Here is a 9,108-nt window from a genome sequence, read left to right as displayed (position 1 = left end):
AGATATCTGAGGCCTCCATCGTGGTCTCCAACAACCGCAACGCACGCTGCCGAAACTCCGGCGAATACTGACGGGGCATTCTTCCAATCCTCCTATAGGGATCGGAACAAAACCTGGGGTACTTCAGTCCAAGACAAACTCAACAGCCGACCCCGACCCACCCTGAATCTCGACACTCCAGCCCAACGCCTAGCCGCCCTCCTCGACCAAGCCGCGTAGCCGCATTGCACTAACCACTTGACTTTGAGGCCATTTCTCCGGCAACAAGTTCAGTTTCGGCGTCACAACCGGCTCTCCAGGCGCGCCGACACCCCGGCCTCCTGCAGGTCGAGTCGTTCGAGCATCGCCCGCACGGCCTCGTCCTCGATGCGGCCGGCGTCGCGTTCGGCGATCAGGGCCGCCCGCTGGTTGGCCAGCACGTCGCGGTAGAGCGCCGAGAACACCTCCGCGCGCCTGGTGTGCGACTCCGGGTCGGGCATCTCGTCGGCGTCCTGCGAATGCCGGGCGATCGTCGCGCAGATCTCGGCGAGCACGCGCGGGTCCATGTTCTGCGGCGGGTCGGCGCGAAACTCGGCGAGCACTTCGTCGGCCGCGTCGTGGACGATCCGTAAGGCCTTGAGTTCCTCCTCGCGGTCGGCGGTGTGGTCATCGGAGAACCGGGACAGGTGCAGGCGGCGGATCAACACCGGCAGCGTCCACCCCTGGATCAGCAGCGTGCCGACGCTGACGACGAACGCGATCGCCTGAATGGTCGCGCGTTCGGGGAACGGCTCACCGGTGACCGTCGTCGCCGGAATCGCCGCCGCCGCAGCCAACGTCACCACACCGCGCATCCCGGTCCACGACACCACGACGTTCTCCCGCCACGACAGCGCGCGCCGGTCGATCCGCGAACGCCACTTGCCTGGCGGCTTGCTGCGTCGCCGCGTGCCCAGCGCACCGCGGCCGCCGCTCGCCGGTACCGGCACGCTGAACCGGGTCTCGACGTGGCGCGACAGCTTGTTGCGCCCGAAGATCGCGAACACCGACAGCGGCCGGATCACCAACACGATCAGCAGCACCACGAGCGAGGCGACCGCCACCTGGCTCAGCGACTCGTGCGCCTGGCGCAGATCCTCGAGGACGAACCTCAGGTGCAGGCCGATATAGGCGAACACGAACGCCTCGAGCAGCACGTCGACCGAGTTCCACACGTAGCGCTCCTGCAGCCGGGTCTGGTACCCGGCGCCCAGCGTCCCGTTGCCCACCACGAAGCCGGCGACGACGACCGCCAGCACCCCCGAGGCGTGCAGTTCCTCGGCGATGATGAACGCGGCGAACGGAACCATCAGGCCCTGAACGGTTTCCAGTCCCGGGTTGGCCAGCCGCTTGCGGATCCACAGCGTCACGTAGCCGAGCGCCGCGCCGACGATCGGACCGACGACGGCGCTGTAGCCGAACAGCAGGAACGGGTTCTCGATGAACGTATGGCCACCGGCGACGTGCACCACCGCGATGGTGAACAACGTCAGCGCCGCAGCGTCGTTGATCAGGCTCTCCCCCGTCAGGATCGCCATTACCCGTTTGGGCAGCCCGAGTTTGCGTCCCACCGCGACGGCGGTGACGGCGTCGGGCGGCGCCACGATAGCGCCGAGCACGAGCGCGGTGGTGAACGTCAAGGGCACCACGACCAGCCACGACGAGATCGCCGCGACTGTGAACGCCGTGACCACCACCAGCCCGACGCCCAGGCCCAGGATCGGCCGGATGTTGCGCAGGAAGGCCGGAAACGAGAAGTCCAGCGCCGCCGAATACAACAGCGGCGGCAGCACCACCGTCAGCAGGATGTGCGAATCCAGTTCTGGCGGTTCGAAGTCCGGGAAGAACGACACCACACCGCCGATGACGACGATGATCAGGGCCGGTTCCAGCCCGCGCCGGTGCGCGATCGCGGTGACCACGATGGCGCCGACGACGACGAGGATCAGTTCCACCCGCCGATTGTCTCTGAGCTACCGGCTCTTCGTTGACTCTGCGCTGAGGGCTCGATCCAGCCCCGGATCCACGCCCTGGACGCAGAGTCGACCGCTAGGTCTGGTCGGTCGGGCACCAGAACAGGTTGCGGCCCTCCAGCACGGCGGTGCGGATCTCGGTGCCGCAGATCCGGCACGCTTCGCCGGCGCGGCGGTAGACGTAGGTGCGGGGCCTACCGGGGCGGTAGGACGGCGGGCCGTGGTCGTCCTCGGCGCGGATCGTGATGATCTTGCCGCGCCGGAAGCCGACCTTCATCAGCTCGACGAGATCGGTCCACATCGCGCCGAACTCGGCCTCGTCGATGCGGACGCCCGGCCGGTACGGGTCGATGTGGTGCCGGTACAACAACTCGTTGCGATACACGTTGCCGACGCCGGCGAGCACCGATTGATCCATCAGCAGCGCACCGATGGCCCTGCGCGACTTGCGGATTCGCGCCCAGGCGAGGGATCCGTCGGCGTCGCGGCGCAGCGGGTCGGGACCCAGCCTGGCGACGACGTCGTCGATCTCGGGCTCGTCGATGACCTCGCAGACCGTCGGCCCGCGCAGGTCGGTGCCGTACTCGGCGCCGATCATCCGCATCCGCACCGCACCGACGGGCAGCGGCATGGGGATCGGCGTCTCGGTGAAGGTGCCGTACAGCCCGAGGTGCACGTGCACGACGCGGCCACCCTCGTAGTGGTGGAACAGGTGCTTGCCCCACGCGGTGGCCTTCTTCAAGATGCGGCCGTCGACCGCGGCGGCGCCGTCGAGGAATCGACCCTGCGGGCTGGAGACCAGCACCGGCGCCCGGGCGAAGCGGCGCTGGTGCAGCCGCGCCAGCCGGTGCAGCGTGTGGCCTTCGGGCATCAGGCGCCGGGCACGGGCGGTGCGACGTGTGTGCTCTCGTATTCGGCGAGGATGTCGATACGCCGTTGATGCCGTCCGGCTTCCGACCACGGGGTGCTCAGGAACGCGTCGACGATCGCCAGCGCCTCGGACTCGGTGTGCATGCGCCCGCCGATGCCGATCAGTTGGGCGTTGTTGTGCTCACGCGCCAGCTTGGCGGTCTCCACGCTCCAGGCCAGTGCACACCGGGCACCCGGCACCTTGTTGGCCGCGATCTGCTCACCGTTACCCGAGCCGCCGAGCACGATGCCCAGGCTGCCGGGGTCGGCCACCGTCTTCTGCGCGGCCGCGATGCAGAACGCCGGGTAGTCGTCGTCGGGGTCGTTGACGAAGGCACCGCAGTCGACGGGCTCGTGCCCGCTGCCGCGCAGGTGCTCGATGATGGCCTGCTTGAGGTCGAAGCCGGCGTGGTCGGCTCCCAGGTAGACGCGCATGGCGGTCATTGTGGCAGAGCACGCTGACCGGGCACGCCGGACCTCAGTCGAACTGCGGCGCTTCGGTGCGGGTGCGCTTGAGCTCCCAGAAGTGCGGGTACGACGCGAACGTCACCGACGCGTCCCACAGCTTGCCCGCCTCCTCGCCGCGGGGGATCTTCGACAGCACCGGGCCGAAGAACGCGACGCCGTTGACGTGGATGGTCGGGGTGCCGACGTCGTCACCGACCGGGTCCATGCCCTCGTGATGGCTCTTGCGCAGCGCGTCGTCGTACTCGTCGGCGGTCGCCGCGTCGGCCAGCTCGGCGGGCAGCCCCACCTCGGCCAGCGATTCGGTGATGATCACGTCGAAGTCCTCGATGCCCCGGTTGTGGATCCGGGTGCCCATCGCCGTGTACAGCGGACTCAGAATCTCCGGACCCTTGGCCTGCTCGGCGGCGATCGCCACCCGCACCGGACCCCACGCCTTCGTCATCGCCTCCCGGTACTGCTCGGGCAGGTCGCGGCCCTCGTTGAGCACCGCGAGGCTCATCACGTGGAAGTTCACCTCGATGTCGCGGACCTTCTCGACCTCGAGGATCCACCGCGAGGTGATCCAGCACCACGGGCACAGCGGGTCAAACCAGAAATCGGCGACGGACTTCTCGGGCATGGGGGTCCTCTCGGGCGTGTGGTCGGACTTCGATCGTGACAACCACGGTCACCCGGTCGGTGTTCCCGCCCTAGCGACATGGAGCCGCGGACGCGAATAAGAAACGCCTAAGTGTGCGAACGGTGACCGAACCGTGTTTCCGTTGTGACCAGAGTGGTTGATCGTTACCAAAGTGAATAGATACCTTGATCGACCGTTTCGCGCTCTCGCGGTCGCGGTCGGCCTGACGGCCGGTGCGGCCTCGGTCGCGGCGCCCGCCCAGGCAGACCCGATCGACGACGCCTTCCTCGCCGCGGTCACCGATGCCGGGGTCGGGTTGGCGAACCCGGTGGACACGGTGCGCCTCGGCGAGTCGGTGTGCCCGATGCTCGTCGAGCCCGGCAAGTCGGTGGCGAAGGTGTACGCCCAGGTGACGAACAACGGCATCCCGCCCGAGGTGGCGGCCTTCTTCACCGGCATCGCCATCTCGATGTACTGCCCGCAGATGATGGCGTCGGTGGGCAACGGCACGGTGCTGGACTGGCTGCCCGCGGCCCGGGCCATACCGGGCCTGTAGCCCTCACGGGCTATAGGTTGGGTGCGTGGCACTTCCCAACCTGACCCGCGACCAGGCCGTCGAACGGGCCGCTCTCGTCACCGTCGACAGCTACCGCATCGCACTCGATCTCACCGACGGCGCCGGCAAGCCCGGTGAGCGGACGTTCCGGTCCGTCACCACCGTGGAGTTCGACGCACTCGACGGCGCCGACACCTACCTCGACATCGCGGCCGAGACCGTCCGCGGCGCCACCCTCAACGGCCGACCGATCGACGTGTCGGCCTACGACGAGTCCACCGGCATCGCGCTTGCGGGGCTGTCCGGGCACAACGTCGTCGTGGTCGACGCCGATTGCCGCTACTCCAACACCGGCGAGGGTCTGCACCGCTTCGTCGACCCGGTCGACGGCGAGGTCTACCTCTACTCGCAGTTCGAAACCGCCGACGCCAAGCGGATGTTCGCGTGCTTCGACCAACCCGACCTCAAGGCCGCGTTCGACATCACGGTCACCGCGCCGTCGCACTGGGAGGTGGTGTCCAACGGGGCGACGGTGGACGTCTCCGACGATGGCCCGGCACGGCGCCACACGTTCGCCGCCACGCCGCGGATGAGCACCTACCTGGTGGCGCTGATCGCCGGTCCGTACGCGCGCTGGGACGACGTCTACAGCGACGACCACGGCGACATCCCGCTCGGCCTGTTCTGCCGCAAGTCGCTGGCCGAGTTCATGGACGCCGAGCGGTTGTTCACCGAAACCAAGCAGGGATTCGGCTTCTACCACAACAACTTCGGCGTGCCGTACGCGTTCGGCAAGTACGACCAGCTGTTCGTCCCGGAGTTCAACGCGGGCGCGATGGAGAACGCGGGCGCGGTGACGTTCCTGGAGGACTACGTCTTCCGCAGCAAGGTCACCCGTGCGTCCTACGAGCGCCGCGCGGAGACGGTGTTGCACGAGATGGCGCACATGTGGTTCGGCGACCTGGTCACCATGCAGTGGTGGGACGACCTGTGGCTCAACGAGTCCTTCGCCACGTTCGCGTCGGTGCTGTGCCAGGCCGAGTCGACGGAGTACACCGAGGCGTGGACGACGTTCGCCAACGTCGAGAAGTCGTGGGCGTACCGGCAGGACCAGTTGCCGTCGACGCATCCGGTGGCCGCCGACATCCCCGACCTCGCCGCCGTCGAGGTGAACTTCGACGGGATCACCTACGCCAAGGGCGCTTCGGTGCTCAAGCAACTGGTCGCCTACGTCGGGCTCGAGGAGTTCCTGTCGGGTCTGCGCGACTATTTCCGCGACCACTCCTTCGCCAACGCCACGTTCGGCGACCTGCTCGGCGCGCTGGAGAAGGCGTCGGGCCGGGACCTGTCCGGTTGGGGCAGGCAATGGCTGAAGACCACGGGGCTGAACACGCTGCGCGCGGAGTTCGACCTCGACGACGACGGCCGGTTCACCCGGTTCGCGATCCGGCAGAGCGGTGCGGCCCCCGGCGCCGGTGAGACGCGGGTGCACCGGCTGGCGGTGGGCATCTACGACGACGACGGCGGCAAACTGGTACGCATGCACCGCGAGGAACTCGACGTCGAGGGCGATGTCACCGAAGTGGCTGGCCTGCAGGGTGTTTCGCGGGGCAAGCTGATCCTGGTCAACGACGACGATCTGACGTACTGCTCGCTGCGGCTCGATCCAGACTCGCTGCAGACGGTGTTGAGCCGCATCGCCGACATCGCCGAGCCGCTCCCCCGCACGCTGGCGTGGTCGGCGGCGTGGGAGATGACGCGCGAGGCCGAGTTGAAGGCCCGCGACTTCGTGTCGCTGGTGTCGGCCGGAGCCCACGCTGAAACCGAAGTCGGTGTGCTGCAACGGCTTCTGCTGCAGGCGCAGACCGCGCTGTCGTCGTACGCCGACCCGTCGTGGGCGGAGTCGCAGGGCTGGCCGGCGTTCGCCGACCGGTTGTTGGAGTTGGCGCGCGCCGCCGACGGCGGATCGGATCATCAACTGGCGTACGTCAACGCGCTGTGCGGATCGGTGTTGGCGGGCAGGCACACCGACGTGCTGAACGCGTTGCTCGACGGCGATCCGGACTCGCAGGCCCTGGCGGGCTTGGTGGTGGACACCGATCTGCGGTGGCGCATCGTGACCGCGCTCGCCGCGGCGGGTGTCGTCGACGCCGACGGTACGGACACGCCGTTCATCGACGCCGAGGCGCAGCGCGACCCGACCGCGGCGGGTAAGCGCCACGCCGCGGCCGCGTCGGCGGCGCGCCCGCAGCGGGCGGTCAAAGACGCTGCCTGGGAACAGGTCATCGAGGACGACACGCTGGCGAACATCACCGCGCGGTCGATCATCGGCGGGTTCGTCCGGCCGGGCCAGCACGACTTGCTCAAGCCGTTCGGGGAGAAGTACTTCGCAGCGATCTCGGGGGTGTGGCAGCGGCGGTCGAGCGAGGTCGCCCAGACGGTGGTGATCGGGCTGTACCCGTCGTGGGACATCGGCGAGGCGGGCCTGGCGGCCGCGGACGCGTTTCTCGCCGACCCGGATGTGCCGCCACCGCTGCGCCGTCTGGTGCTCGAGGGCCGCGCCGGCGTCGAGCGATCCCTGCGCGCCCGCGCCTTCGACATCGCCTGATCCCCCGCGGGCGTGCGGGTCTGCGCACGACACGCCGTCCGGGAGCGGTAGTTTGTGCACGTTCGCGCTGCATGCTGAGCGCATGGCGGTCAGCATGAGTCGTCGGGCGAGGGCTGCCCGCAGGCGCAAGCGTCGGCTCGACGCCGTCGACAACGATCTGACCGCAGCTGAATGGGACAGCATCAAGGCCGCCTGGAACGGGTGTGCCTACTGCGGCGCGACGGATCGGCCGTTGCAGCGCGACTGCGTGATGGCGATCAGCCGGGGCGGCCGGTACACGATCGACAACGTCGTGCCCGCCTGCGCGTCGTGCAACACCAGCAAGTGCAACGACGAGGTCACCGGCTGGATGCGGCGCAGGCGCCTCGACGAGCGCCGGTTCCTCGAGCGCTACGTCGAGATCCGCGCCGTGCTGGTGGCCGGCGCACGCTGACGGCGCTCTCGCGCCAGGGGGCTACGGAGCGGAGACTCCTGCGCTCATCACCCGCACCGCGCTGATCAGCCCGTCCATCAGGTTGCCGTCCTTGAACGACGCGGCGGCGGCCGAGACCCCCAGCGGCGCGGACTCCTCGATGCCGCGGCCCTTGACGTCGACGCCGTAGACCACCTCGATGGCGCGCTGGTCCGGCGAGACCGCCAGCAGCACGGCGTTGTTCGGCGTCGGCACCTGCTCCAGGATCTGGCGGGCGGTGGCCGCGGTGTCCACACCGAGGTCACCGATGTACACCGCGAACCGCGCCTTGGCCGCGCGCGAGCCGTACTTCAACGCGTCGTCGAGGACGACGAGGTCCTTGACCGGGAACGGGTAGTCGACCGACAGCGTGCCGGGCTCCGTCACACCCGAGATGCGGCCGCTGGACGTGACGACGAAACCCTGCGGAAGATGGGCACGTTCGACCGCGGCCCGATGACCGGTTACCGCGACATCACCACTTGCCACTGGCGCCGCCTCCAATCGCTACCGGGTGCGAGCCATGCCCTGCGTGGCCATGACCCGCCGGTTCCTCGGACGCCCACAGGATCGGAGCGTGCTTCCAAGGCTCGGACATCTTATAGGTCGCCGGGTGCGGTCCCTTGTGGCGCCAGATCAGCGCGACGAGCACGAACGTCAAGCCCAGCGGCACCAGAACGAATAGCGCATGCGTCAGTGCGGTACTCACGTCGGAAACCGTATACCAGGCCGGATCAGGCCGCGCCTTCGCCCAGATATCGCACCCACGCCGGGTCCATTTCCTTCACGCTCGACAGCAGCCGCCAGTGCTGTCCCTTCGGCGGGACGGGCACCGTGCGCAGGGCCCAACCAAGTTCGATGAGCAGCCGGTCGGCCTTGCGGTGGTTGCACGGCGAGCAGGCGGCCACGCAGTTCTCCCAGGAGTGGGCGCCCCCGCGGCTGCGGGGCACCACATGGTCGACGGTGTCCGCCTTGGACCCGCAGTACGCGCAGCGGAACCGGTCGCGATGCATCAGCGCCGCCCGCGTCATGGGGATACGCGCCCGGTAGGGAACGCGGACATAGGTCCGCAGTCGGATCACCGTCGGCGCCACGATCGAGCGGGTCGCCGAGTTGATCACCGGACCACCCGGGTCGTCGTGCACGACGTCGGCTTTTCCGCACATCAGCATGATGACCGCCCGCCGCAGGGGCAGAGCGGTCAACGGTTCGTAGGTGGAGTTCAGCAGCAGCACGCGGCGACGGCCCCAGAACGAGCCTTCCGTGGTACTCGGCGGATGGGTGTCGACGCTGTGCAGGACGCGAGTCTGCGCGCTCGATACCGCCGGCCCGGATAGAGCGGCCGCGGCACCGTGGTTTCGGTGGCCGGCCCTCGTGGACGGGCCCTTTTTGCGATGCGCCATACGTCCTCCGAACGACAGTTCACCACGAATCGCCGCCGATCGCACGACAATTCTTGGCGTGTTCGCAGGTCAGTCCGGTGAACAACGGGTGACCCGCCCGGCT

Annotated in this window: 10 protein-coding genes; 3 read left to right on the top strand and 7 right to left on the bottom strand. The window is 68.6% G+C overall.

From position 1 onward, the window contains the following. Positions 1–281: 281 nt before the first annotated feature. The 4 genes from ABGB19_RS19040 to ABGB19_RS19025 all read right to left on the bottom strand — a co-directional run bounded on the left by ABGB19_RS19040 (position 282) and on the right by ABGB19_RS19025 (position 3,987). A complete protein-coding gene (locus tag ABGB19_RS19040; protein WP_347687521.1) occupies positions 282–1,973 on the bottom strand; it encodes a sodium:proton antiporter in 1,692 nt (563 codons plus the stop codon). 94 nt (positions 1,974–2,067) lie between these two features. Beyond that, the gene (locus ABGB19_RS19035; protein WP_347687520.1) at positions 2,068–2,862 is read right to left on the bottom strand and encodes a DNA-formamidopyrimidine glycosylase family protein; all 795 of its coding nucleotides are present in this window, start codon (positions 2,860–2,862) and stop codon (positions 2,068–2,070) included. Further along, entirely contained in the window at positions 2,862–3,335 is a 474-nt protein-coding gene (locus ABGB19_RS19030; protein WP_347687519.1) for a ribose-5-phosphate isomerase, read from the bottom strand. Before ABGB19_RS19030 ends, ABGB19_RS19035 begins: the two co-directional genes overlap by 1 nt. Before the next feature lie 43 nt (positions 3,336–3,378). Next, positions 3,379–3,987, bottom strand: coding sequence for a DsbA family protein (locus ABGB19_RS19025; protein WP_347687518.1), 609 nt, complete (start codon positions 3,985–3,987; stop codon positions 3,379–3,381). Positions 3,988–4,159: 172 nt separating this feature from the next. On the opposite strand from ABGB19_RS19025, the gene ABGB19_RS19020 reads away from it, so the two are divergent. The 3 genes from ABGB19_RS19020 to ABGB19_RS19010 all read left to right on the top strand — a co-directional run bounded on the left by ABGB19_RS19020 (position 4,160) and on the right by ABGB19_RS19010 (position 7,584). Beyond that, positions 4,160–4,543 carry a DUF732 domain-containing protein gene (locus tag ABGB19_RS19020; protein WP_347687517.1) on the top strand — a complete coding sequence of 128 codons (384 nt, stop codon included), beginning with the start codon at positions 4,160–4,162 and terminating at the stop codon, positions 4,541–4,543. Positions 4,544–4,568: 25 nt separating this feature from the next. Continuing rightward, a complete protein-coding gene (gene pepN / locus ABGB19_RS19015) occupies positions 4,569–7,151 on the top strand; it encodes an aminopeptidase N (protein WP_347687516.1) in 2,583 nt (860 codons plus the stop codon). An 82-nt stretch (positions 7,152–7,233) separates the two neighbouring features. After that, a complete protein-coding gene (locus ABGB19_RS19010; protein ID WP_347687515.1) occupies positions 7,234–7,584 on the top strand; it encodes an HNH endonuclease signature motif containing protein in 351 nt (116 codons plus the stop codon). Between the two features lie 21 nt (positions 7,585–7,605). Here the strand turns inward: ABGB19_RS19010 and ABGB19_RS19005 are convergent, their stop codons facing one another. From ABGB19_RS19005 to ABGB19_RS18995, 3 genes are read right to left on the bottom strand one after another with little or no spacing between them, the layout of a single operon-like run. Next, positions 7,606–8,091, bottom strand: a complete 486-nt coding sequence (locus ABGB19_RS19005) for a DUF5130 domain-containing protein (RefSeq protein WP_347687514.1) — start codon at positions 8,089–8,091, stop codon at positions 7,606–7,608. Then, a complete protein-coding gene (locus ABGB19_RS19000; protein WP_347687513.1) occupies positions 8,078–8,311 on the bottom strand; it encodes a hypothetical protein in 234 nt (77 codons plus the stop codon). The genes ABGB19_RS19005 and ABGB19_RS19000 overlap by 14 nt, the downstream gene beginning before the upstream one ends. Before the next feature lie 25 nt (positions 8,312–8,336). Next, positions 8,337–9,005 carry an HNH endonuclease gene (locus ABGB19_RS18995; protein ID WP_347687512.1) on the bottom strand — a complete coding sequence of 223 codons (669 nt, stop codon included), beginning with the start codon at positions 9,003–9,005 and terminating at the stop codon, positions 8,337–8,339. Between the last annotated feature and the right edge of the window lie 103 nt (positions 9,006–9,108).

This window comes from Mycobacterium sp. B14F4 (assembly GCF_039871645.1).
Taxonomy (GTDB): domain Bacteria; phylum Actinomycetota; class Actinomycetes; order Mycobacteriales; family Mycobacteriaceae; genus Mycobacterium.
The sequence above is the reverse complement of the archived record's forward strand: the minus strand, read 5'-3'. Positions and strand labels throughout refer to the sequence as shown.